Raw genomic sequence first — 25533 nt, forward strand, 5'->3', positions numbered from 1 at the left:
CTTAGAGAGTGTAGTCACGAGATTGAAGCCCACAAAAAGATGCACCTGATATGAACTGCGGCGAGAAACGATGCTGTATTCTTGGCGTAGCGAGTTGCAACGCCGCGCCATTGCTTCAGATAAAGGAAAGCATTTTCAACCAAATGTCTTATTTTGTAAGCCTCGGCATCGTAATGCCGAGGCTTTTTACGATGCCTTCGAGGAGGTATCACGGGCTCCATGCCCTGTAGCATGGACTGTGTGACGATCTTATCGGAGTCATAGCCGCGATCAGCAAGCAGCTTTTGCGCGGAGAATCCCTCAATCAAAGCGATTGCCTGAGAACAATCTGCTGCTGTACCTTTTGTAGCAATGATCCTGAGCGGCATACCATGCGCATCCACGGCCAAATGCAGTTTTGTGTTGAGCCCCCTTTTGTGCGGCTCATATCTTGGTTTCCACCTCTCGCTCCTGCGGCATGTGGGTGAACTTTGCAATGACTTGCATCAATCATTAGCCATTCATAATCGGGTTCATCTATCAGAATTTCTAACAATTTCTCCCAGACACCTTTGTCTCGCCAACGAATGAATCTCCGATGAGTATTGCTCCACCCACCAAAGTCAGGAGGCAGGTCTCGCCAAGGTGCACCCGTCCGCATTACCCAAAATACGGCGTTGATAAACTGGCGGTTGTCGCGGGCAAGTCCGCCCCAACTCCCCTTGCGCCCAGGGAGATGTGGTTCAAGTTTTTTCCAAACCTTGTTGGAGATGTCGTGGCGTCTATGCGCTGGTTTCGGCATTGCATCCTCGCTTGTGTTTTGACAAGCAAAGTATGCCACAAAATCAAACTCTAGACAATCTCGTGACTACACTGTCTAAGCACGCTGCTGGATACGTTTGTTCCCGGCGAGGTGGCGTATGAACGAAACTATGAAGGCGCCGGGTTGGGGCTGGCCATTGTGGTCCGACTGGTGCGGTTGCTGGACGGCGCGCTGTGCATTTCCAGCGAGGTGAATAACGGGACGGATATTTATTGCGCCTTGGAATTGGGCGTAGCGGAAGTGCAAAACCAAGAAGTGAAAAATACCGTAACAAACAGTGAAGAGAATTGACTCACGGGAGGACGCGCAATGAGCGATATGACATACCGCATTCTATTGGCGGAAGACGATGATGTGAACAGCCTGACCATACGGCGACTGCTGGAACATCATGGGCATAGCGTGGACGCGGTGACCAATGGATATGACGCATTGGAAAAGATGCGGCAGAACGAATACGATGTGGTGCTTATGGACATCCGCATGCCGCAACTGGACGGTTTGGAAGCCATGCGTCGAATCCGTTCGGACGAGGAGTTCCAGGCCCAGGCCGACATACCCATTGTGGCGCTCACTGCACATGCCATGATGGGAGACAGGGAAACCTTTCTTGCCGAAGGCATGAGCGGGTATCTTTCCAAGCCCGTGGAACTGGCGGATTTGTTGCAGGTTATGCAGGAGGTGGTGAAGAAATCCAGGTAGCCGGGGCGAGCGACTTCCCGGAACAAAATCATCGGTCCAACCCCTGGAAAACGCGTTCCATCCGGGCGTCACGCCGATGGTGTGCGATGCGGTGCTCATCAGGATCACGCCTATGATCACCGTGGATCAATCAAACTCCTCAACTCTGTTCCTTCCATTGTTTTTGGCTTTGTACAGGGCTTTGTCCGCTGTGCGAAGCAAGTCGGACAAACGCGTTGCTTCCCGGCCCGCCTCGGCAACGCCGAGACTGATGGTGAAACGGACCGTCCGGCCGCCGGGGGTTTGCACGTCAGTGTCTGCTATAGCGGTGCGGATGCGTTCCGCCACCAACGTTCCCTTTGTCCGTGTTGTTTCAGGAAGAGCCACGGCAAATTCCTCCCCGCCGATACGGCCCAATACGTCCACTTCGCGCAATTGCTTTCGGGTGATTTCGCCGATGGCGCGGAGAACGGTATCGCCCACATCGTGGCCGTGCTCATCATTGACGGCTTTGAAATGGTCGGCATCGAACATGATCATGGTGAGCGGCGTGTGATAGCGTTTATGGCGTTCAAACTCCCGCTCTGCCAGCTGCATGAATCGGGCGCGGTTGAGGAGCCCCGTCAGGGCGTCCGTGGTGGCCAGGCGCCGCAGTTCGTGTTCCGCCTCGCGCGAGCGGGTCACGTCCCGGTTGATGCCCACCATGCGCCGGGAGTTGCCGTGCCGCTCACGATGCAGACGGGCTGCGGCCTGGATGTGGCGGATGGAACCGTCGCGCAGGACGATGCGGAATTCATGGTGCCACTCTTTGTCCTCGGATAAGGCCTCCCAAAGGGACGACTCGGTAAAGGCTATGTCGTCCGGGTGTACGCGCTGACGCCAGGCGTCGTATAGCCCGCTGAACTCCGTGGGCGCAATGTCGTAAAGGGTATACATGCGGTTGTTCCAGTTCAGTTCGCTGCTTTGCAGATCCCATTCCCAGATGCCCATGCCCCCGGCTTCGGATGCCAGGGCGATGCGTTCCGTAAAGGCATGCTGTTGTTCTTCGGCCTGTTTGCGTTCCGTGATGTCCTGCACGGTTCCGAACAGGCCGCGCGCGCGGCCGCGTTCATCGTGCTCCACCCGGGCAATGCCCAGAACGTGCTTGATCGCCCCCGAAGCCAGGACAATGCGGTGTTCGATTTCATACTCCCCGCCTTCGCGCATGGTCTGGCGGATGGTCTGCCGGACACGGTCGCGGTCCAGGGGATGTTGCAGGGTGAAGTATTCGTCATAACTGGGCGGCCCAAGGGAGCGGTCGCGTTCGTAAATGCGGTAGACCTCGTCGGACCAGAAGATATGCCCGGTGTCCTCGTACCAGGACCAACTGCCGGTCCGAGCAAGGCGTTGGGCCATTTCCAGCCGTGCACGGGACCGTCGCAATTCCTGCTGCATGTTCTGCTGGGCGGAAATATCGAGCAAATATCCGACAATCCAAACCGGTCGATCTGCCTCGTCGCGCAGAATGGTGATGTGGCATTGCACCCAGATAATAGAGCGGTCTTTGGTTTCCAGGCGAAAGGCAGGCAGGGTGCCGCTTCGTTGCGTGCCGGAAAGAAGGGCGGAAATCCGTGTTGTTACAGCGGGCTGATCCGCCGGGTGGATCATGTCCTGAAAGGTTGTGCCTTTTTGGACCAGTTCGTTGGGATCATACCCGGTCAGCTCCAAAAGGTTCGGTGAGGTGTATGTGAACGTCCAATGTGAATCAGCCTTGAGCTTGAACAGCACCAGCGGACCGGAAAGAAAGACGCCGCTTTCCCGGTCCGTTTGCACACAGGCGGTTTCCATATCCGCAAGGCGTCGCCGCAATCGGGCGTTTTCCTCGCGCAAGGCGCTAATCTCTTGATTTGTTTTTGTATCAGCCACGGCAAATATCCTGGTGATGGCGCATGAACCACAATGGTATAGTACAATACCTTTTTTTATCCATGCTGTAACCCCGAAGCAAAGGGCTATGGCGATTTCTGGTCGGTGGGAGGCGGAGATGGATCGCACGGTTGGAGCAGGAGAGGACGGGGAGAACCATAGGGAGAAAAGCGGCGAAGAGAAAAAAAGGGATTCCGCAAGACGCGGAACCCCTTGATCGTCAGGTGATGCAGAGCCGTTTTAGAGACTCTTTTTTTCAAAGAAGCGGAACAGGAAAAGAAACGCGATGACCAGCAGCCCGGCCATGACCCAGTGGTTCAGGCCGAAAAGCTGGGGCAGCGTGACCTTGCCGAAGTTGCCCCAGGCAAGCACCGTGGATTGCATGGTTGGATAGACCTCGGCGTAAAGCGCGGCACCGAGCCAGCCGCCCACAATGCCCCAGATGGCATCGTATCGGCCTTCGCCCACAGCGCCCCAGGACGTTCCAGGGCAGTAGCCGAGCAAGCCCCAGCCCAGGCCGAAGAGCAGGCCGCCCCCGATTTGTCCGCCCAGGGAAAGGCCTTTGATGCTCAGTTCCACCATGCCCATGTCGCGTAGCAGGTAAATGCCGATCATGGCGGTAAGGATGGCGGAGAGCATGAATTTGACAATGGTCATGTCTTTGAGCCGAAGCGCGCCCACCTGTTTGTCGTAGCGCAGTACGCGGGCCTTTTGCAGCAGCACGCCGAAGAGCATGCCGGTGGCGAGTCCGTAAATGAGCTGCATGGGCTTATCTCCCCTTGTAGAGCAGTCGGGCCATGACCAGCCCGCCAACAAAGAACATGAACAGAGCCAGGTAACCGCTCACGGCCATTTGCGCCAGGCCGGAAAGCCCGTGGCCGCTGGGGCAGCCGCCTGCAAGCCGGGCGCCGAACAGGGCGATGAATCCGCCCACAAAGGCAGCAAGGCCGCGCTTGAGGGCGCTGGCACCGAAGCGGTTTTTCCAGGACTCGGGAACCGGGGTCCAGCGGAAGCTGTGCGAAGCATTGGAAGAGAGGAACGAGCCGAGGAAAATACCGAGCACGAACATCCACTGCCAATCAATTCCACTGTTTTTGTTGAAGTATTTCATGAAATAGTCAAGCCCGGCAACACGATCCGGTGCAATGGTCTGTTCGATAAGCCCGGCGGTCCGCACAAAGGACGTGGATGCGCCGAAATACTTGCCCGCGATCCAGACCGAAAGCACAAGCAGCAGCCCGGTGAGGGCTCCCGCAAGATAGGGGTTCCAGGCACCTTTGGTTTTTCGGGTCATGGTGGAGTCCTCCTATGGTGTTGATGTTCCGAGGTTGCCCCGGAGCGGGGGAACATATATATCCCCCTATTCACTTGCTGAAACGCGAAATAAGTACCGTCAGGACCGATTGGATCGGTCATAGCATAAAGAAAAGCCGCGTGCATTGTTTCAAATCAAGGCGCGGGGATAGAGGGTAGGGACATGTTCGAAACGGCACAACAGAGAATGCGGCATTCCTGGACCGGTCCCGGTGGATACGGCCAGGTGCTGGCCGTGGGAATCCCGCTGGTCATGAGCATGATTTCCCATACGGTGATGCAGTTCACGGATCGCATCTTCTTGTCCAACTACTCCCTGGAAACCATTGCCGCGGCCCTGCCAGCGGGCATTGCCAGTTTTTTGTTCATTTCGTTTTTCATGGGCGTGGGCGAGTATGTCAGCGTGTTCGTGGCCCAGTACACCGGTGCTGGCCGGCATGAGCGCGTGGGCGCGGCGCTCTGGCAGGGCATCTGGTTCTGTTTGCCTGCCTGGGTGGTGCTGGCTTCCCTGGGGCTTGCCGGGGGGATTATTTTCGGCTGGTCCGGCCATGCACCCGCGATTGTGGAGCTTGAAATTTCGTATTTTCGGATCCTGAGCCTGGGGGCAGGGTTTGCGGTGCTGGGGTCGGTGCTGGCGTGCTTTTATTCCGGCCGCGGCATGACCAAGGCCGTGATGCTGGTGAACATGGCAGGAATGCTGGTAAACGTGCCGCTGGATTATATGCTGATATACGGTGTCGGCCCGTTCCCGGAGCTAGGCATCAAGGGCGCGGGGCTGGCCACGGTGTGCGGCACGGCTATCCCCTCGGTGCTGTTCTGCCTGTTGATTTTTCGGAAGGAAAATGAACGGCTTTACAAGATACGCTCTGCCTGGCGGCCGGATCGGGAGATTCTGCGCCGGTTGATGCGCTTTGGCCTGCCCGGAGGGGTGCAGTTCTTCCTGGATATGTTCGCCATCTCGTTTTTCGTCTTTGTGGTCGGCCGACTGGGAACCGCGGAACTGGCGGCCACGAACATCATTATGTCACTGGACACGGTGGCATTTTTGCCCTGCGTAGGGCTGCACATCGCCACAAGCATCCTGGTGGGACAGTCCGTGGGCGCGGGGCTGCCGGAACAGGGCGCACGCGCCACCCGCAATGCCGCCCGCCTCGGCATGCTCTATATGGGCAGTCTTGGGGTGCTCTGGGTGGCCGCGCCCGAGCCTGTGCTGCATCTTTTCCAGCCCATGGACATGACCGAGGCGCAATTCTTGCCTGTGGAGCGCATGGGCGTGGTCATGCTGCGCTTTGTGGCGGCGTACAGCCTGTTGGACGCTTTGGTGCTCGTGTATTCCGGGGCGCTCAAGGGAGCCGGGGACACCCGCTTCGTGATGTGGACCATTGCCCTTTCCTCCCTGCTGGTCATGGTGCTGCCGCTGTATGTGAGCGTGGAGGTGCTCGGGATGGGCTATCAGGCTCCCTGGACGATTTTCTTCGTCTATGCCGCGGTCTTGGCCCTGGTGTTCGGCATCCGGTTCCGGCGTGGCCGGTGGAGGGACATGCGCGTGATTGAGGAAGACCGTACCGATGCCGGCACGGAAGGGGTTCCTGGTGCGGAAGGAGCTGCCGGCTTGGGAGCCGGAGCCATGCCCGGACCTGGAGCCGGAAAGCTGGCCCCCACGGTGACGGCAGAGGAGCATGATTCCAGGCGATGACCCGATCAACAGCAAAAGGTCACAAGTCCGGGCAACGTTTTTGTTGCACCCAAAGAGAGAAAAATGCCGCAAAAGTGGACCTCAGATTGGCTGAGGAGAATAGATTGTGTTCTTTTGTGGATCAGAGGTGGATCAGCGAATGTGAGCAGTCATAATCAAGACAAGATAAAAATTTTTTTCACGTGAAAAAAAGCTGATATCGTTCTTGAGCGCAAAGTGATCAATAAAACGCAGCGCCGGAAAATTCATTGCTGATCAAGAGCATATTTTGGGGAAACAGGCGCATGGTCGCGCTGTGCTCGGTCCCGCTCATAGAGCGCTCTGCCGGGATGAGTGTGCAAGCGAAGTTGCGGACGGCAGGGGAAAGCAGCGCAATAGCTGTTCGGGTAGACGCTGGGTGAATGAATAAATATAGTGTGTCCAGGATATTAAAGCTTCACATGGTCGCTGCTTTGAGCGCGTAATTCCTCCAGCAGCGTCTTGTAGTCCGCACCCAGCCGGGAACCCAGATAGGCTTGTTCGGCTCGGGCCGAGGCATCCAAAAAGCCGGGAATCGAGCGGGCCGTGCTATGGTAGGTATGCCGCAGCGCAAGCTGGTGGTCCACCACCACGCCATACCCGGCCTGGTGCTGCCGCAGGCTCGTGTATATATCCACGCCATACCCTTGACGGTTTCCACGAAGATCAATCCCTCCCAATTCCTGCAACGTTGCCAGGTTCCAAAGTGGGGCAATGCCGTCCACAAACGGGGTGCGCCGAATCTGCGCGTCAGGATTGCGCACCATCTGGGCGTGGTAGGGATTGCGCAGAGCCGAGGGCGAGTATACGCCCACCGTACCGATCCGGGATTCGATCCATTGCAGCCGGGCCGCGGCTTTTGGCAGATGCGGTCCAGGGGTGGAGAAGGACACGTCGTTGTTCAGGAACCAGAGGTGGGTGTAGTCCGGCTCGTTGCGGATGAAATGGTCCACGGTCCAGTCCAGGGCGCCTGCCCAAAACAGATTCTCCGGCAAGCGGGTCCATGCCTCGGCGTAGGTCTCGGGCGCGGCGTTGTCTAGTACTCGTACAGCCTGTTGCAGTCGCGGCTCCAGCCCCTCCAGCAATTGGCTATGCACGCGGGCCGTCAGTCCGGGGTCGCCATAGTGCAGGATCACGGCGCAGATATGAGGCGGTCGATTGGTCATGCGTCTTGCTCCAGAAGAAGGGACCGCAATATAGGTTGCGGTTGTTGCAGTCCAAGGCGGGAAACATGCGTTTGCGCCGCTTTTATGAGCCATTTTGAAGAATTTGAACCGACAAATTGAGAAGGCATGCGTTCCTCTCTGGTCTTTTGTCCGACAGGTTGGTATTGTTTGTGGCCTGGGCTGCTCGGGATGTCAACGCGGCCCGGTCAATCCCATAGGGTCGGCCGAAAGGTTGGGGGAAAGACGTGCGAACATTTCCATGGGCTGAAGTGCCTCACCAGCTCCGTTTGGGATTGCTGGCGGGCGGAACGGGCCGGTCCCATCTGGCGGGGCTTGCGCGCGGCTCTTTGGCCGCGTCCCGCGTGCACGCCGGTTCTCCGGAACGCTCCGGCTTCCTGGCCCGTCTGGGGTTCGACCTGCTCCTCGCGGCCTGGGAAGAGGATGCCCTGAACGGCGCCCTGGCCCACCCCCTGCTGACCCTGGGCGACAGCGCCCTCCCCCCCACAGTGCGAAATGCATTGCGTTGGCTTGTGGAGCATTGGCGGCCCGAGGCGCGTACCGAACGGCTGGCAAACCGCGGCGATCTCCAGGGGCTGCGCCAGTTGTTGGAGCAGCGGACGCAGGCTCAGGATCCCCACCTGTTGCGGGCCGTTGTGGAAGTCCTTCTGCTTGAGGGTGAACCCGCTGACATTCTGTCCTTTATTTCTCAATTCGCCCAAAACCCGGACTGGCTGCCCGAACCAACCTTGCGGACCATGCTCAGCGCGGATTTGTACGCCGTGGTGGAGCCAGGCATGCACGTGGATCGGTTGAGCGCTTTGGCCGAAGAGCTTCCCCTTGCGGGAATGCGGGAGCGGCTGGCGCACGCCCTGTATCGTTCGGGTGACCCGGAGCGGGCGCTCTCCCTCTGGCGCGGCGTCCTGGAAGCCCGGCCCTGGAACGTGAATCTGGCGTTGCGCTCCCGGGACGTACTGCTTGGCCGGGACCAGGAGTTCGCTCCTCTTGCGGGCGGCTGTTCCATTTTGTTGTATTCATGGAACAAGCAGGATGATCTGCACCGCGCTCTGACGGCTTTGGAGGCGGCGGCCACGTCCGATTTTTTGCGGGAAACCCGTGTGGTGGTTCTGGATAACGGCAGTACCGATCAGACCCCGGAAACCCTTCGCAACTGGTGCGGGCGCTGGGGCCGGGACCGGTTCGAGCATGTGCGCCTGGACGTGAACGTGGGCGCCCCCGCAGCCAGGAATTGGCTTTTGGCCCGGGAGGATGTGCGCTCCCGGCGTTGGACCGTTTTTTTGGATGACGATGCCCTGGTTCCTTCGGGCTGGTTTGAGCGGCTCGGTGCAGCGGCCCGCCGGTATCCCGATGCGCAGGCCTGGGGATGCACGGTGGTGGACGCGGGACGGCCCTGGGTGCTGCAAAGCGCGGACCTGCATCTCCGGGTTGCCCACACCCCGGAACCGGGGACCGAACCCCGCGGGCAAACGCCCGCCCTCCCGGTCACGGATTTGCAGCATCAGGGATTTGATCTGGGCCGGTTCGACAGCTTGCGCTGCTGCGCCTCGGTCACGGGCTGCTGCCATCTTTTCCGCACCCGGTCCCTGGTAGAACGGGGCGGGTTCGATATTCGCTATTCCCCATCCCAATTCGACGACCTGGATTGCGATCTGCGCGCCGTGGCCCAGGGCGGGTATACGGTTTGCCAGGGCTGGCTGCGAGTGGAGCACCTCAAGCGTTCCGGCGTGGCCGCGCGCCGGGCCAAAGGGGCGGCCGGCAATGGGGAAGGGAATCTGGTCAAGCTGCGCTCGCGATTTTCCGACCGGGACGTGCAACGTATGGCAACGGAATTGGCACAGCGGCAGGAGGACGAGTTACAACGCGCTCATGCGGATCTTACCGATGCCTGGGAGAGCGGCGCATGTCCGTAATGGTCAACCTGCACATTGCCTATGCCTCGCTCATGGCCCGCAAGCTGCGCACGGTGCTGGCCATGCTGGGCGTGTTTCTCGGGGCGCTGGCCTTCACCGGCGTGCAAACCGTGAGCGACATCATGGTCCGCAATGCGGAGATGCAGGCCGAGGCCATGGGACCGAACCTCATGTCCGTTGTTTCCGGGCGGGTGCGTTTTCGGCGGAGCGGCTCCGTGGGGGTTAAGGATTTCAATACAAATTTCAAAGTATCCGATGCCCTGGCTTTGATCCAGTCCCTGCCGCAGGTGCGGGCCGGAGCGCCGTATATCTCCACGGCCATGCCCGTGCGCAGCGCCCAGGGCGTTACGGACGCTCGAGTCATGGCCACCTGGCCCGATTATCAGACCGTGCGCAGTTTTTATCCCCAGTTCGGCCGGTTCTTCACCATGGAGGAGGAGCGTAGCCGGGCTAAGGTGGTGGTGCTGGGCCGGGAGATCGCCAACCGGCTGTTCGGCTCGCCCCAGGCCGCCCTGGGCCGGAAGGTGCGCATTTACCGCGCCTCGTTCCGGGTTGTTGGGGTCATGGAGGGCAAGGGGCAGGATCTTTCCGGCGAGAACCAGGATGAGCAGGTCTTTTTGCCGCTTTCCACCTACATGCGCCGGGCCGCCAACGTGGACTGGCTTACCGGGGTGAATCTCAGTCTTGTGGATGGGGCGGATTTTGCGGCAGCCCGAAAGAGCATCGTAAACCTAATGCGCCTGCGGCACGACATCCGGCCGGGCCAGGAAGACGACTTCGATGTGCTGGAGGCGCGGGAGGTCATCCAGCTGCAACGCCAGGCACTGGACCTGATGCAGACCCTGGGTGTGATTTCCTCGACGATTTCCTTTGCCGTGGGGGGCATGGGCATTTTGTCCATCATGATCCTCATGGTTCGGGCCAGACGGGTGGAAATCGGGGTGCGCCGGGCCGTGGGCGGGCGCCGGTCCGACATCGTCCGTCAGTTTATGTTCGAGGCCGGGCTGCTCTCCGCATCCGGTGGGGCCGGTGGGGTGCTGGTCTGCCTGGTGCTGGTGCTGCTGTTCACCTCGCTGACCCCGTTCCCGTTGGTGCTCAATCCGTACATGTTCGGCTTTACGCTTGTGGGGTCGGGGTTGCTGGGGTTATTCGCCGGATCGTACCCGGCTTGGCTTGCTTCGCGCATAGGGATTCTGGACGTGCTCAAGACCTGATCACGTGATGACATTTCATTCCGCGGACAGCGGAAGCGTTTAAGGAACCGAGGGGCGAGACAAACCAAGGTGTTGACGCGCGCGGCGCGTCTTCAGGAGGATGGATGTGAGAACCAAGATTATGGACGGAGCCCGTATGCTCTTTCGGGAGAAAGGGTACAGCAACGTGACCATGCGCGCCATTGGGCGCCGAGTGGGTTGTAGTGCGGCCGCCATTTATCGACACTTCCGCAACAAACGGGAAATAATGGACGCCCTGCGGCACGAGGGATTCGAACGACTGGTCGAAATCGTGCAGTTTGAAATGGTCTCCACCGATCCGGTCCAGCGGCTGGTGGAGTTCGGCAGGGGCTACGTCCGCTTTGCCCTGGCGCATCCGGACGCCTTTGCCCTGATGTATGATCTTGCCGGGCAGGGTCCGGAAGAATTGATGGATTATGAAAGCGAACCCATGGAAGGCTATGCATTCTTCACCAATCTGGTGCAGGAGGCCGTGCAGAGCGGAAAATTGGGCGACGTGGATCAGGAAACCCTGCGATTCTCCCTTTGGTCCACCGTGCATGGGCTTTCCTGCCTGGTCAACAGTGGGCGGCTGAAGATCGTCCACGGCAGTGTGGACGAACTGGAGTTGTTGGACCGCATGCTCCGCTGGGTGGTACATTCGGATCGATCCTGAACCAGGATGGAGCGAGGGGGGCCTGCTTGCATGAAACGCGGGCACCCCTCAGTATCGCTGCTGCCGGACATCTGCGCTTTCCCGTCCCTGTTGGCCCACTGGAGTACGCTCAAGCACCTGCAACGGCCAACGCCGCTTCCCGCGTCCTACAGAAAATCCAGCGGTCCATGGCATGCTATGTACTACGCATGGTCAACAAACAGGCGAGTCGGCGCGGAGGTCACGGCCTTGGCGGGTTTTCGTTGTTTGCTCATGGACACATCGGCCCGAATGGGTCACAATTGGACAAGGATTCCATCCAACGCGGGCGCGAGGGGGCGGCATGCGACGAAATTCGTTTGAAAACATCTGCATCTTCCACATTCTCGACGGACTGCGGGACGGATTGTCCCATTTTTCCGAGGGAGCGCGTGCCGCGCTGGTGTACGCCACGTCCCCGACCGGGCCGCTGCGTATTTATGACCCGCAGGATCTGCTGCGCGGCCACGAGCCGCGGCTGCGGGATTTCTATCTGACCCCGGAAAACTGGGTTCGGGAAGTGCCGGAAGGACACGAAGTGCGGTTCCTGCCGCGGGACCATTTCGAAGGGCTGCAGATGGCGGGCGTCATCGCCTACGGAGGGCGCTCCAACGCGGTGCCGTATCAGGTCTGGTTTACGGAGGAGCACCCCACCATGTGCTGCACCGGACCCACGCGGCGCTGGTTGGAATATGCGGTCCGGCTGTTTTCCCAAAACTACGAAACCCAAAGCGTGCTGAACATCGACACGGCAGGGTACGTGCTCCAGCAATGCGCGGTCCACGCCATTCGGGATTACATCGTGGATGAGCGGGCCGCCATGGGCAAGTGGGACACGCAGTTGCGAGTGTATCCCATTCTTGATGCCGTGATCGGCATCTCCCGTACGCAGGAAGAAGGGTTGCCCGCTTCGGGCGACATCGTGTTCGTGGAACCGAGCGAGGTGTTTCAGCTCAATTTTTTGGCGCTGTTTCCGGACCTGGACCGCCCGTTGCTGGAGAATTTCAAACGGGTGCGCAAGCTGCTGCAAAGCGTGGAAGGCTCGCGGCGCAAGCTGGTTTCCGATGGCCGCTCCATTGTGGGGATTTCCATCGGGGAAGTGCCGGATTCCAGCATCGTGGCCCGCTATCACGGTTCGCACGGTTTCCTGCTGCTCAACGGCCTGCCGGTGTGCAGCTTTTCGGGCGGCAGCTTCAGTTCCTCCAACCGGCGAGCCAACCTCGTGGAGCTGGAAGAACGGCTCTATGATTCCCATTTGAACTTATCCGAACAACATTCCTTGATGAACATCGTCACGGCGTTGGTGGACAATTCCACGGAAAAGCGCCACGGCTGCACCCTGGTACTGGATCTTGCCGGGATTCCGGAGCGCATGTCCGGGCAGTATCTGGTGCATCCGCTGGATCTTCGTCAGTTGCGGTTTTTGGAGCTGGCCAAGGCGTTTTCCAAGGTGGACGGGGCGTTGCACATCGGCACGGACCTCAAGCTGCACGGGTTCGGCTGCCTGCTGGACGGGCACAATGTGCCGGGGGAGAACATGGCCCGCGGTGCACGATACAATTCGGCCCTGCGTTATACCGCGGAACACGAGCGGGCCATTGTGGTGGTGGTCTCTTCGGATCGGCCCGTGTCCATCATCCAAAACGGCGTGGAATTGACGGCGGCCTGTGCGCTGAAGACCTTGCGGGGCTGCCCGACGCCGCCTCTGCTGGAAGACTGGATCAACGGCTGACGTTTTTCAATTATCCCTCGAAAATTCCGTCAAAATTGTATCGAGCAATCCCTCATCCGTTCGTTGCGGAGCGGGGTGTTGCAGTTGTTTGTGGTTTGTTGCGGTCAAGACCCTTGATCAGTGCCGCGTTGTTCACCATATCGGGGTGCGGCCGGAGTTTTTCGCGGGGTGGCCGCTACCACGCCCCGGCAGGATCGCCAAAGGGATTCACGCGGGCCACATCGTCTTCTCCCTCGGGCATGGCTTCCGGTGACTCCTGGCGAACCCAGCCAAATTCGCTCATAAGCTCGTCCAGACTCTTTTCTTCGGTCAATTCGAAGACAGGCACGCCGCCGGAAGAAAAAACGTCCTGGATGTCCTGTGCGGAAGAATGAATGGGTATCTGGCGCATGGCTCGACTCCTTTGGTCGGTCGTTGGTTTCGATGCTCTGACCGCATGTGGCGGAGAGGCAAAAAAGACCGCTTGAAGGAGAAAGCAAGAGCTGTGCCTATCTAGTCACGAAGCTAGGGAAAAGCAGAAAAGTTTCCAACAGGGTGGGCAAACGGATAACGGCGGACCGGGGAGAACCGGTCCGCCGTGGTAGGTCAGTTTTGGTTCAGGCGTTCGATGAGGCTCAGGAGCTGCTGGGAGAGGCGGGCCAATTCGCTGGTGGCGCTGGCCGCGTCGCCCATGCCCTGGGAGGTTTCCCCGGCAATGCGGCGGATGTCCTCCACGGCCCGGTTGATTTCGTCGCTGGTGGCGGATTGTTCCTCAGCGGCTGTGGCAATGCTGCGGACTTGATCCGAGGTCTGTTCCGCAAGGCTGACGATGTCGCTCAGCGCCCGACCGGACTGTTCCGCGAGCTGGGCGGCTCGATTGGCGGTTTTGGTGGACTGGGCCACGCTTTCCAGGTTCACGTGCGCACTTTCCTGCATGCGGGTGATGGCCTGGCCCACTTCTTTGGTGGCGTCCATGGTCTTTTCCGCCAGTTTGCGGACTTCATCGGCCACCACCGCGAATCCCCGGCCCGCTTCCCCGGCCCGTGCCGCCTCAATGGCCGCGTTCAGGGCCAGCAGGTTGGTCTGATCCGCAATGTCGGTGATCACGTTCATGATTTTGCTGATGCCCTCGGCCCGTTCGCCCAGATCAAGCATGTCCGTGCGCAACCGGTTGGAGCTGTCCGCCACCTCGCGGATGGAGGACACGGCCTTGTCCACGATTTCGTTTCCTGCGTTGGCTTCGGCGCGGGTCTGTTCTGCCACCTCGGCCGTGGTGGCGGAGTTGCGGGCCACCTCGAGCACGGTGGTGGTCATTTCCTCCATGGCGGTGGCGGTTTCCGTGGTGCGCTGGTCCTGGACCTCGGCACCGCGGCTGACCTGCACCACCTGGGCGGAAAGCTCCTCGGACGCGGCAGAGACCTGATGGGCGATTTCCTCAGCGTTGGTGGAGATGTCCCGCATGGTTTCGAGCAATCGCTTGACCTTGCGCTCCTGTTCACGTGTTTCGGCCAGGGCGGCTTCCGCGGTTTGCGCGTGTTCCTCGGCCTCCAGGCCGGTGCGTTCGGTTTCGGCCATTTTTTCCTTGAGCCGGTGCACCATGTCGGCGATGGATTCCTTCATGCCCGCCAATTCTCCGGTGAACCTGCCGGTGGGCCGTGCTTCAAGATCACCGTCCGCCACGCGTCGGGCGTAGTCTTCGATGTTCATGATGGGACGGAGAATACGGCGCTGGGCCACGAACCAGGCGAGCAGGGTAACGATGGCCAGCACCACGAGGCTGGTGATGCCGATGATGATCTGGGAGCGGAGCGCCGCGGCCCTGGCCGAGCGAAGCGGAGTAATGACCTCGAATGCGCCGTGAATCTGGCCCTCGCGCCACCCTTCCTTAATGCCGCCGGTGGCATCGCGGCGCCCTGCCGGGTCGCCGTGGCAGTACAGGCAATCTTTGGTCAGGCGGATGGGGCGGAAATAACGGATACGATCCGACTCTTCCACGATGTATTCGGAAAGGTTCTGGTCCTTCATGGCCTTGAGAGCGGCCATTTCCACGGCATCCGGCGCATTGTCCGGGTTGCGGGGGGCCACCTTGGGGGTGCGGACCGTGAATTCCCCGGTGGATTCGCTGTCCTGGGCGGTACGCATGGCAACCACCACGGGAACGGCTTCAATGACCTTGTGAGCGGGGAGTTCATCAAAGGGGCGGATAAGCCCGTTTTGGATTTTGGCGGCAAATCGGTTTCGCACGGCTTCTGCCATGCTCACCACGGTCCGGCTCCGCGCAAGAACGGTTTGCTTGGCACTTTCTTCGGAGTCGTACATATTCAAAGCCACCAGAACCACGGCGATCAGCAAGGGGCCGGTCAGAGCCAGGGAGAGAACGCGCCACCGCAATCCGGAGTTGAGTCGTAACAGCTTGGAACTTTGAGCATTCATTGGTATGAAGACCTCTTGTAGAGAATGTGTGGGCCATTAAAGAACGGGAACAGGCAGGTGTCAACCACGAGTCTGTAAACACTGTTTGCAGTGAGAAAAAGAAAAGAATCGGACACGCGGCATGGACAGAAAAAGCGGATATACGATACGAAGTGGCTCAGACTAAGGAGTCGTTGTGAAGAAGGGCAACCAGGATTCCCGGGAACAAAGCAACGAGCCAGCCGTGAACTGGCGGCAGGAGCTTGAAGGACTATTGTCCGACGTGGATCCGTCCACGGCCGGGGCGGTGCGTGATCTATTTGAGCGGCATGCGGAAAGCCGTGCTGAATCCTCGGGCATTCCCTCCCTGGAGAGTGACGGCCGGGATATCTACAGCACCTTTTTCAGCCTGGCCGGTGACAGCATCCTGCTGCACACGCTGGAAGGCTGCATTATGGACGCCAACAAGATGGCCTGCGCCCGGCTGGGATATTCCCGGGACCAACTGCGGGACCGTTCGTTCCACGACGTGCTCTCCAAGGGGGCGGGAACGCGGCTGGAAACAGCGCTTGCCCGCGTGGAGAGCCGGGGGCGCTATTCTTTTGAAACGACATTTCTTTCCAAATCCGGGGCGCAATTGCCCGTGGAGGTTTCGGCGCGCATCGTCAACCATGGCGACCAGGACATGGTGTTGAGCATTGCCCGGGACATTTCCGCGCGCAAGGTTGCAGAGGAAATCGTCCTGGAACAAAAGGTCTTTTTATCCCAGATTATTCGCAACCTGCCGGTGGGCCTGTTCGTAAAAAAGGTCCGCAACGAGATGCGTTACACCCTGTGGAACCGGATGATGGAAGAAATGACCGGGATTCCGAGGGAACGGGCCATCGGAAAGTGCGACCGGGACATCTTCGGCACGGAACTCCAGCGCTGGCGCGGGGATTCCGACCACATCGTGGTGGACAAACACGAAACCGTGGAATTGTGCATGCGCAATCTGGACGCCGAAGGGGAGGAGATCATCTACCAGGTGGTCAAGGTGCCGATCATGGATGCCGAGGGCAACACCGACTCCGTGCTGGGCATTGTGGAAGACATCACGGACCGGGTCCGGGCGGATGCGGAAATTCGTCGCGCCCATGACGACCTGGAGCGCCGCGTGGAGCAGCGCACCGCCGAACTGCTCGGCGTGAATGAACGGCTCGGCATTGCCGAGGAAAAATTTCGAAGCATCTTTGAAAACTCTATTCTCGGGATTTTTCGCACTGATTTGGAAGGGCGGTTGCTCGTATGCAACCCGGCCCTGGCGCAAATGTTCGGCTACGAAAACACCGTCGATATCATCCAGGCCAGCGAGGATAATCCCGAAGCAATGCACCGGGATCGCATGGTCCGGCGGGACAAGCTGGAAGCGCTGCTGCGGGGCGAGCATCTGGAACCCTTTGAACACACCTACACCCGGAAGGACGGTTCTTCGTTTGTGGGCCGCACCCATGTGCGCCTGTTGCGGGACCGGCGGGACAACTTCCCCTACCTGGAAGGCTTTGTGGAGGATATTTCCGAAAGCCGCGAGGCCCAGGAGCGGCTGCAACGCAGCGAACGGGATTACCGCACGCTCTATGAACAAGCCTCGGAAGCCATTTTTCTGCTCAGCACGGACGGCCGCATCCTGGACGCCAATTCCATGGCCACGGAAATTCTCGGCTACAGCCTGGAAGAGTTCCTGGGCATGGCGCCGCAAGCCATGATCACCAGGGACCACCAGCGGATTTGGGAACAGTTGCAGGATATCCATCAAGGCAACATGGTCCGGCTGGAAGTGAACATGCGCACCGGCGGGGGCCGGGAAATCACCGCGGACCTGAGCGCCCGCCTGCTGGAAGAGGGGCGAGTGCTGGTCATGCTGCGCGACAACACCGAGCGCACGGCCATGGAGGCGGCCCTGCGGACGGCCAAAGAGGAGGCGGAGCAGGCAAGCCAGGCCAAGAGTGAATTCCTGGCCAACATGAGCCATGAAATCCGCACCCCCCTGGGCGGGATCATCGGCATGACCGACATGGTCCTGGGTGGGGAGCTGAAGGCCCAGGAGGCCGAATACATCAAAGGCATCAAAGAGGCTTCCCGCTCCCTGTTGGAGATCATCAACGACATTCTGGATTTTTCCAAGATCGAGGCGCGGAAGATGGAGATCCTGGCGCAGCCGTTCCAACTTCGGGAGCGCCTTGAAATCGTGGCCGGCACCTTCCGTCTCAGCGCCATGGAAAAGGATCTTGACCTGCAGGTGCAATGCCCGTCCGAACTGGAAGAAACGTATGTGGGGGATGCCTGCCGCCTGGGACAGGTGCTTTCCAATTTGGTCAGCAATGCCGTGAAATTTACGGACGAAGGTACCGTTGTCATGGGCGTGGAACTGGTGGAACGCCGGGCGCATTCCTCGGTGCTGCACTTCAGTGTCACGGATACGGGAATCGGTATTCCCGAAGCCGATCTGGACCGCCTTTTCGACGTCTTTTCCCAGTTGGAGCCGTCGTTGAACAAACGGCACCGCGGCACCGGTCTGGGCCTGGCCATTTCCAAGCGGCTTGTGGAGATGATGGGTGGGGAGATCCGGGTCACCAGCCGGGTTGGGCAAGGAAGCCGGTTTTCTTTTGACCTGGAGTTGCCCCATGCCGAGGGCGATGCCCGCGAGGACAGTCCGGGCGAGGACGCGGTCACGGAATCCTCGCGGCGGGTGCTGCTGGCAGAAGACAATGAACTCAACCAGGAATTTCTGACCTTCTTCCTGGAAGACGCGGGCCATACCGTACGGGTGGCGGGCAACGGCAAGGAAGTGCTTCAAGCCTTGAGCGAAGAGCGGTTCGACATCGTGCTCATGGATATTCAGATGCCGGAGATGGACGGCATGGAGGCCACGGCCCGGATTCGGCGCGGGGAAAGCGCCGCGCCCAGCGACATTCCCATCGTGGCGCTGACGGCGTACGCCATGAAAGGAGACCGGGAGCGCATGCTGGAAGCAGGCATGAATGACTATCTGAGCAAACCCGTGGACATGGAGGCCTTGTACCGCATCATCGAGGAGCTGGTGCCGGAACCCGAAGCATGACCGTGCGACCCGGCAACCGGGTATGGTTCCAGCGTCATCCTATTTCCGTGCGGTTGCGGCCGGAATTTTTGGCCTGATACAGCGCCTTGTCCGCTGCTTTGAGGATTTCGTCCACCGTGTCCCTTCCGGAGCGGTATTCCGCCACACCGATGCTGATGGTCACGCCGATGGTTCCGTCCGGAGCCGAAGCCTCGGGAACACGGGCCAGCGCCACGGCCTCGCGCAACCGTTCCGCCACTTCCTTGGCCTGTATGGCGGAGGTTTCCGGGAGAACGGCCGCAAATTCCTCTCCCCCCAGCCGGCCCAGAAGGTCCGCATCCCGCAACGCGTTGGAACCCGTGGAGGCCAGGCTCTGAAGCACTTTGTCGCCCACGTCGTGGCCATAGGTGTCGTTCACGCGTTTGAAGTGATCCAGATCAAGCATGAGCAGACTGAAGTCACGGTCGTACCGCTTGGCGCGATCCAGTTCGGATTCGGCGCGCTGAAGCAGGGCGCGGCGGTTGGCCAGGCCCGTCAGCTCGTCCGTGGCCGCCAGGGAGCGGAGCCGCTCCTCATACTGCTTGCGTCGGGTTATGTCGCGGATTGTGACCACCGTGTACTGGCGTTCGTCCAGGATGAACGAGGAAACCGTGAAGTCACAGGGAAACGAGGAGCCGTCTTTTCTGGTCAGGGTGCGTTCCATCACAGCGCCGGAAGGGTTGGCGTCGGCATCGGTGAGCCGGGCTTCCTGCAATGGTTCGTCTTCAGGCCAGGAAAGCAGGACACGGAAATCCGTACCCAGGGCTTCGTCTTCTGACCAGCCGAGGATGCGCTCTGCTGAGGGATTCCAGAAGGTAACGCGGGAGGCGTCGTCCAGTACAACGATGGCATCCAGCACAGCCTCACTGATGGCCCGCGTCTTGCGCTCCGAGGATTGCAACTCTTGCACGTGGCGTCGTCGGCGGGTCACGTCTTCCAGCAGAACCACCACATTGCGCACCTGACCCGCTTGATCCCGGATGCTGGCCACGGACGCCCGCTGCCAGACTTTGCGGCCGTCTTTGGACAGGGTGAGGATTTCATCGGTCCAGTTTTCGCCGCGGGAGACCGCGTCAAGCAGGCGATGGTGAAACGGGTCGTCGTGGTCGGGAGGTTGGAGCAATTCCAGGCCGTGACCGGAGATGTCCCGGGAGGAATATCCCGTCACTTCGGTGAATTTAGGATTCACATAGTCCACGCGCAGGTTCGGATCGGTAATAACCACGGAAACAGGCGTGTGTTCCACGGCCGTGGAAAGTTGTTCCAGATGCTGCCGTTCCAGACGGCGGTCCGTGACATCCTGGTACACACCGGAAATGCGGATCACGGAATCACCGGAAAAATGCGCCCGGAATACCGCTCGGACCCATACGCGACGGGAGTGGCCCGTGCGCAGGGAGAGATCGCATTCCGCGGGATTACCTTTACGCGCCTCGGTCATGGCTTCATGAAAGTGCGGACGGAACAACGGCTCTACAAATTCGGCCATGGACTCCACCGTGGGGACGAAGCGCTGGTCCACGCCGTGCAGGGTGTGCATTTCCGGGGTCCAGGCCATGGAGTCTTCCCGCACGGAATAGGAAAAGCCGCCCATCCGGGAGATGGACAGGGCTTCCACGAGCATTTCCCGGCTGCGGGCCAGCTCCTGCAGAGCATCCATGCGGCGGGTGATGTCCCGTACCGCATTCACGGTCCACCAACTGCCGTGGAGTCGGAACGAGGAAACCGCCACTTCCGCGGGAAAGCGGGAGCCATCGCGCCGGGTAAGATAGACCGGCCGGGTGCCGTTATGGGTATTGTATGGACCGGCCTTGAGTGCCGGAACGTCAGCCACGTCGGAGGGCGGGTCGGGCTGAAGAAAGGCGGCGCTGTGGGCCTGCAACGCCTCCTCGGACGCGTACCCCAGGATGTTGCGCGCGGCCGTATTCCAAAACACGACCCGGCCCCGTTCGTCCACCATGACAAGCGCGTCATGCGAGGAATGACTGATAGCCTGGACCTTTTCCTTGTAGTCCTGAATGTGGCGTTCCAGAATACGCCGCCGCAAAGCGGACTTGGAAACATACCGGCACAATCCCGCGTGGAAGAGCAGCACGGCAAGGCCAAGCGCCAAAAATTGCGGAATCCAGGGGGGCGCGAGCGCGGCTTGCGGAACGTACGCCACAAGACGCCAACCCGGTTCAGCGATCATGTCCTCATTACCGAACGCCAGGCCAGGGTCGAGCCGCTGCATGCAGAATAAGCCGTTTTCGGTGCGTACCGTCATGCCGGAAGAGGTAAGGGGCACGTTTGCGGCTTCGGGGAAGCGGGCCGCAAATGTGAATTCCCTGCGCGATGCCAGGCTGTGGCCCCATTCAAGCCTGGAATGGGGACCAAGGATCCAATGGCCCTGAGCCGTGGTCAGGTAAAGCCGCACGGGACTGTCCCGGCGAATGGTCCGCAGGCGCTGAAGGAGCCTGGTGCCGTCGATGCTCAGGACCACGAGATGCCGTTGGCCCGAGGCGTAGACGATCGGAGCGGCCACGCGCAGGGTGGGGCGGAAGGGCCGCTCCACTTCTCCGTGCGGCGCATTCAAATCAAACTCGGAAACATATACTTGATGAGCATGCAGATTGCGTGACAGCTGGTAGTACGGCTGGTCAGACTGGTCCTGAAGCTGGCTGTTTGGGACACGAAGCAGCCGCTGGCCCACGCGCTCCAGGCGAAATTGCTCCTGCCCCTGGGCGGTGATGAAGCAAAGTTGGAAAAAATTTGGCTTGGTGCGCATGAACGCGGCCAGGCGAAATACACCCTGGGCGGAACCCGGGGCAGGGGACCGCATATCCGGCAGATCCTTTTCAAACAAAAGAGCCAGGAAACGAACGTCGTGGATGGTGTCGGTGAGGGTTTCAAGAAGAATCTGGCGTTCCGTGGCGAGAAATGTTTCAGCTTCTGTCCGCAACTCCCGTTCGCGTCGGTCCAGTTGAAAGGACAAAAACAGACCTCCCACCACCAGAAGCCCGAGCGTCAAGGGGACAAAGCGACGGAGAAAATCCAGAAGAGGGGAGTCGAACGTTCGCATGAATGCACGGCCTCGTCATGGCGTTGGGCAACGGAATGCCGCCCGCCGCGCCGGAGGGGGCTGACGCCCGGCCGGGAACCCTCGTTTTCACGGCCGGGGCGGCAAGGACTGGCCGTTGCCGCCGGAAGAAGACGGGGCAGGGAGCAGGGTGATCCGCGTGGTGATCCGCTGTGCGGCCGATGAGACCCCGGCTCCGGTAAGGTGTTGCAGGCGCAGACCGGCAGTATAAGGCGTTTGCGGGCCGCCACAGGCGAAGCGACCGGCTGCCGTGTGCGACCGGGAGTGCTAGGCCGCGGACTCGGACGGCGTGGGAGCCTGCTGACTCATCTTCTGCACGGCGGCCAGTTCCTCGGCGGAGAAAATCCGCGCAATATCCAGAATGATGATGAATTCGTCGTCCTGGCGGCCCATGCCCTTGATGTATTCAGACTTGACGGCAGCCCCCATTTTGGGGGGAGCTTCGATGCTTTCCGGGTCCATTTCAAAGACCTCGCGCACCGAGTCAACCAACGCGCCCAATACCGTGCGTTCCCCGTCGAACTCCACTTCCACGATAATAATGCACGTGTTGATGGTGTCCTCGATGTCCTTCATGTTCAGCTTGCGGCGCATGCCCACCACGGGCACCGCATGTCCACGCAGGTTGATGACGCCGCGCATGTAGTCGGGCGTGCGCGGAATGCGCGTCACATGGGTAAGCTCAAGCACTTCCCGCACGGTGGAAATGTCCAACGCAAATACCTCTTTTCCAAGGGTAAAGGTGAGGTATTGGTTGGTTTCGGTGGTGACTTGCTCGGCCATGTCTCCTCCGGGTTGTGTGGTCGAAGATTCAGCCTTGCCGCGGCCAGTGCCGCGGCCATGCCATAAAAATATGGAAATTTGTCCCCTGGTCCGCCCGGCGGACCAGGGGGGGCGATGCTATCCTTCGGACCCCTTGGATTGGGTCTTCTGTTGCGGCGCAGCCGCGCCGGTCGTCTCCATCGTATCAGGGGTGCGGACTTTGTCCAGCACGGAAGTGGCCGTGGCCACCACGCCGGAAAGGTCGGCCAGATTGCTCGGGATGATCATGGTGTTGTTGGTCTTGGCCAGCTTGCCGAATTCGGCAAGGTAGTGCTCGGCCACGCGCAGGTTGGCCGCTTCCACTCCGCCGTGGGAGGAGAGGGTTTCCGCGACCTTGCGCAGGCCTTCGGCCGTTGCCGTGGCCACCAGTTCGATTTCCTGGGCGCGGCCTTCAGCCTCGTTGATGCGCTTCATCTTTTCACCTTCAGAGAACAGGATTTCCTGCTGTCGGTGACCTTCGGCGCGGTTGATCTGGGATTGGCGTTCACCTTCGGAGCGGGCGATTTCAGCGCGCTTTTCACGGTCGGCCTTCATGAGGGATTCCATGGCGGCCATGACGGACTGCGGAGGAGTGATGTCCTTGATCTCGTAGCGCAGTACCTTGACACCCCAGTTTTGCGCGGCCTCGTCCACGGCGTAGACGACTTCCTGGTTGATGGTTTCCCGCTCCTCAAAGGTTTTATCCAGTTCGATCTTACCGATGGAAGAACGCAGGGAGGTTTGGGCCAGCTGGCTGGCAGCGCGGTAATAGTCGGTGATGCCGTAGGCCGACATCTTGGAGTCCTGCACCTGCAGGTAGATGACCCCGTCGATTTCAACGGACACGTTGTCGCGGGTGATGCAGATCTGGGAGGGGATATCCAGCACTTCTTCCTTGAGGGAGCGTTTATAGGCCACGCGGTCCAGGAAGGGGATAAGAATATGGAATCCAGCGGCCAGGGTGCGGGAATATTTGCCGAGCCGCTCGATGACGAATTCGGATTTTTGCGGAACCACCACCGCGGTTTTCAGGAACAGGATGATCACCAGGGCGGTGATGAGCACCAGGATGACCAGAGAACCGTCAATAAAGCCCATAACTACTCTCCTTTGGGAACGGGTTTGACCTTGAAGGTGGTGCGGTCGTCCGGGAAGTCGCCGGAAATGACGGCGGCAGCGCCCTCGGGGATGGTGACATCGCTCACGGCCCGCCAGAATGTGCCGCGGTATTTGATCTCACCGGGACGGTCCGGGCGGATGGCCTTGGTGACCAGCACGCCGCGACCAATGTTGTCCGGCTCGTTCAAGCCGTCCGCATCGCCGGTTCCGCCGGTGGACCCGGTGAATATGCGCATGAAGAACTTGCGCAGCAGCAACAGCGAAAGCACGGAGCCGGCGAGAAACACGCCGATCTGCCATGTTAGGGAGAGGTCGAAAAAGGCCGCGCTCAGGGAAACGACCCAGGCTCCCAAAGCGAAAAAAATCAGGATGAAGCCGGGAGCGGCCAGTTCCGCAAGGGCCAGAGCAAAGCCCACCGCGAACCAGATGACGTACGCTTCAGTAAGAAATTCAGGCATAGAGCGAACCTCCAATAGGAAGCAACGTATCCGAAACCCGGACGGGTTGCAGCAAAAAAGAAGAAGCGAGTGATCAGACCCAGCCAACGCGGCTGGAGGCGTTCTCCGTGTGGCGAGCCACAAGGTTTCTGCCGGAGCGCTTGGCCTGATACAGCGCCTTGTCCGCGGAACCAACCAACTGCGTAGAGTCCCATCCCTTGCGCAGACCGGCCACGCCGATGCTGATGGTGAAATGAATGATGTCGCCGACCAGTTTGCCACCCTTACGGAATTGGAACTCATAGTCTTCCACGTCCCGGCGGAGCTGTTCGGCCACTTCAGCGGCGCGCTCCTGGGGTTGCGGCAGGGTGAGAACCAGTTCCTCGCCACCGTAGCGAGCCGCGTAGCCGTCGTTCTGCACGGCGTGGCTTTTGACCATTTTGGCCAGGGCGCGCAACACATCGTCGCCCACCTGGTGGCCGTAGGTGTCATTGACGCGCTTGAAGTGGTCCACGTCGATCATGCAGAGAGAAAAGGGAATGCCCCGGCTGTGGCTGGTAACGACCATCTCGGAGAGGTAGTCGTCCAGGGAGCGGCGGTTGTAGAGTTCGGAAAGGAGGGCGTCGAAATGGGCGGTGCGCTCCAAGGCTCTGGCCTTGGCCTCCCAAAGACGAGCTTCCTCGCGAAATTCATTGACGAACTCAGAAAGCAATCCGCGCATTTGCTGAAGGATGTCCTTGCGGCTGGAAGCGGTCCGCACAGCATTGACCGTGGCGGAATTAAACTTGGTGAGGCTTTTTTCCTGACGGTCCCGGGACGAACGCATTGTCTCAAAAAAAGTGCTCATTTCCTCCATCATGGCTTCAATGGAGCGTTTTTCGCGGGTCAATTCATCCTGGAGTTCCTGGGCGTGGGTGGTCTTTGTGAGAAAAGTTTCCAACTCTTCCAGAATGTGGGGAAACGAGGTGTCATGGGGATTGCCTTGGCGAATTTCCCGCAGCACAACACCTTGGATGTGGGATTTATCCGAATCCGAGTAGATGGACAGCTGGGAGACCAGGTTGCGCACAAACAGGATCGCAGAAAGCAGATCCAGGTCGCGACCAAGTCCGGCCTGCTCCAGAAGGGATTTAAGTTTTTCAAGTTCCGAACCGTGGGGTTCCATAGTACTTCCTGGTTTGCGCAGTGCAGAAAACAGTGCCACAATAATTATAATAAACCTGAAATAAAGGGAAGGGCTGACGAGCAATTCGATGAAGTCCCAACCGCTTCCCCTGCTGGACGAAGGCCGCGTATCGCCCCCCGGAGTGTATACTTCCCGGTGTGAAAAGTTATGGAAAAGCGGACCACTGAACCTACCGTCAGCACACGTTGCCGACGGACTGAGCGGCGTCTTCCGGGGAATGATTTTTTTTGAGATATTTCATGTAGGACCGGG

The 25533-nt window shown here is 59.7% G+C and carries 20 protein-coding genes; 8 read left to right on the plus strand and 12 right to left on the minus strand.

Going from position 1 to position 25533, the window contains the following annotated elements:
* Positions 1–14 precede the first annotated feature (14 nt).
* Positions 15–781, minus strand: a protein-coding gene (locus B5D49_RS12925) for an IS5 family transposase (RefSeq protein ID WP_144019444.1) whose coding sequence is annotated in 2 segments (ribosomal slippage) — positions 15–406 and positions 406–781 — 768 coding nt in all. Because the reading frame shifts where the segments join, the coding sequence is not laid out codon by codon here.
* Between the two features lie 111 nt (positions 782–892).
* Here B5D49_RS12925 and B5D49_RS12930 point away from each other — a divergent pair.
* Entirely contained in the window at positions 893–1093 is a 201-nt protein-coding gene (locus B5D49_RS12930; protein ID WP_159447237.1) for an ATP-binding protein, read from the plus strand.
* 18 nt (positions 1094–1111) lie between these two features.
* Positions 1112–1504, plus strand: a complete 393-nt coding sequence (locus B5D49_RS12935; RefSeq protein ID WP_078718134.1) for a response regulator — start codon at positions 1112–1114, stop codon at positions 1502–1504.
* Between the two features lie 126 nt (positions 1505–1630).
* On the opposite strand, the gene B5D49_RS12940 is transcribed toward B5D49_RS12935, so the two are convergent.
* The 3 genes from B5D49_RS12940 to B5D49_RS12950 all read right to left on the minus strand — a co-directional run bounded on the left by B5D49_RS12940 (position 1631) and on the right by B5D49_RS12950 (position 4682).
* Positions 1631–3388: a sensor domain-containing diguanylate cyclase gene (locus tag B5D49_RS12940; protein ID WP_078718135.1), complete on the minus strand. Its 1758-nt coding sequence runs from the start codon at positions 3386–3388 to the stop codon at positions 1631–1633.
* 240 nt (positions 3389–3628) lie between these two features.
* A complete protein-coding gene (locus B5D49_RS12945) occupies positions 3629–4153 on the minus strand; it encodes a YeeE/YedE thiosulfate transporter family protein (protein ID WP_078718136.1) in 525 nt (174 codons plus the stop codon).
* A 4-nt stretch (positions 4154–4157) separates the two neighbouring features.
* Entirely contained in the window at positions 4158–4682 is a 525-nt protein-coding gene (locus tag B5D49_RS12950; protein ID WP_078718137.1) for a YeeE/YedE thiosulfate transporter family protein, read from the minus strand.
* 183 nt (positions 4683–4865) lie between these two features.
* Between B5D49_RS12950 and B5D49_RS12955 the strand changes: the two genes are divergently transcribed.
* The gene (locus tag B5D49_RS12955) at positions 4866–6398 is read left to right on the plus strand and encodes an MATE family efflux transporter (RefSeq protein ID WP_234990752.1); all 1533 of its coding nucleotides are present in this window, start codon (positions 4866–4868) and stop codon (positions 6396–6398) included.
* 428 nt (positions 6399–6826) lie between these two features.
* On the opposite strand, the gene B5D49_RS12960 is transcribed toward B5D49_RS12955, so the two are convergent.
* On the minus strand, positions 6827–7582 hold the full coding sequence (locus tag B5D49_RS12960) for a glycosyltransferase family protein (RefSeq protein ID WP_078718138.1): 756 nt from the start codon (positions 7580–7582) through the stop codon (positions 6827–6829).
* A 245-nt stretch (positions 7583–7827) separates the two neighbouring features.
* On the opposite strand from B5D49_RS12960, the gene B5D49_RS12965 reads away from it, so the two are divergent.
* The 4 genes from B5D49_RS12965 (at position 7828) to B5D49_RS12980 (ending at position 13150) form a co-directional block, all read left to right on the plus strand.
* Positions 7828–9510 carry a glycosyltransferase family 2 protein gene (locus tag B5D49_RS12965; RefSeq protein ID WP_078718139.1) on the plus strand — a complete coding sequence of 561 codons (1683 nt, stop codon included), beginning with the start codon at positions 7828–7830 and terminating at the stop codon, positions 9508–9510.
* Entirely contained in the window at positions 9501–10724 is a 1224-nt protein-coding gene (locus B5D49_RS12970) for an ABC transporter permease (RefSeq protein WP_078718140.1), read from the plus strand. The genes B5D49_RS12965 and B5D49_RS12970 overlap by 10 nt, the downstream gene beginning before the upstream one ends.
* 106 nt (positions 10725–10830) lie before the next feature.
* Positions 10831–11400, plus strand: a complete 570-nt coding sequence (locus tag B5D49_RS12975) for a TetR/AcrR family transcriptional regulator (RefSeq protein ID WP_159447238.1) — start codon at positions 10831–10833, stop codon at positions 11398–11400.
* Positions 11401–11722: 322 nt separating this feature from the next.
* Positions 11723–13150, plus strand: a complete 1428-nt coding sequence (locus B5D49_RS12980) for a DNA integrity scanning protein DisA nucleotide-binding domain protein (protein WP_078718142.1) — start codon at positions 11723–11725, stop codon at positions 13148–13150.
* Between the two features lie 175 nt (positions 13151–13325).
* Here B5D49_RS12980 and B5D49_RS12985 read toward each other — a convergent pair whose 3' ends face one another.
* Together B5D49_RS12985 and B5D49_RS12990 are read right to left on the minus strand one after the other, a co-directional pair.
* Positions 13326–13541: a hypothetical protein gene (locus B5D49_RS12985; RefSeq protein ID WP_078718143.1), complete on the minus strand. Its 216-nt coding sequence runs from the start codon at positions 13539–13541 to the stop codon at positions 13326–13328.
* Between the two features lie 194 nt (positions 13542–13735).
* Positions 13736–15562, minus strand: coding sequence for a methyl-accepting chemotaxis protein (locus tag B5D49_RS12990; RefSeq protein ID WP_078718144.1), 1827 nt, complete (start codon positions 15560–15562; stop codon positions 13736–13738).
* Positions 15563–15737: 175 nt separating this feature from the next.
* Between B5D49_RS12990 and B5D49_RS12995 the strand changes: the two genes are divergently transcribed.
* On the plus strand, positions 15738–18641 hold the full coding sequence (locus B5D49_RS12995; protein WP_078718145.1) for a PAS domain-containing hybrid sensor histidine kinase/response regulator: 2904 nt from the start codon (positions 15738–15740) through the stop codon (positions 18639–18641).
* A gap of 34 nt (positions 18642–18675) precedes the next feature.
* Here B5D49_RS12995 and B5D49_RS13000 read toward each other — a convergent pair whose 3' ends face one another.
* The 5 genes from B5D49_RS13000 to B5D49_RS13020 form a co-directional block, all read right to left on the minus strand.
* Positions 18676–21720, minus strand: a complete 3045-nt coding sequence (locus B5D49_RS13000; protein ID WP_078718146.1) for a sensor domain-containing diguanylate cyclase — start codon at positions 21718–21720, stop codon at positions 18676–18678.
* Positions 21721–22005: 285 nt separating this feature from the next.
* The gene (locus B5D49_RS13005; protein ID WP_078718147.1) at positions 22006–22521 is read right to left on the minus strand and encodes a chemotaxis protein CheW; all 516 of its coding nucleotides are present in this window, start codon (positions 22519–22521) and stop codon (positions 22006–22008) included.
* 117 nt (positions 22522–22638) lie between these two features.
* Positions 22639–23637: an SPFH domain-containing protein gene (locus tag B5D49_RS13010; RefSeq protein ID WP_078718148.1), complete on the minus strand. Its 999-nt coding sequence runs from the start codon at positions 23635–23637 to the stop codon at positions 22639–22641.
* 2 nt (positions 23638–23639) lie between these two features.
* A complete protein-coding gene (locus B5D49_RS13015; RefSeq protein WP_078718149.1) occupies positions 23640–24116 on the minus strand; it encodes an NfeD family protein in 477 nt (158 codons plus the stop codon).
* 73 nt (positions 24117–24189) lie between these two features.
* Positions 24190–25260, minus strand: a complete 1071-nt coding sequence (locus tag B5D49_RS13020) for a diguanylate cyclase (protein ID WP_078718150.1) — start codon at positions 25258–25260, stop codon at positions 24190–24192.
* Positions 25261–25533: the final 273 nt, after the last annotated feature.

It is taken from the genome of Paucidesulfovibrio gracilis DSM 16080, from assembly GCF_900167125.1.
Lineage (GTDB): Bacteria > Desulfobacterota > Desulfovibrionia > Desulfovibrionales > Desulfovibrionaceae > Paucidesulfovibrio > Paucidesulfovibrio gracilis.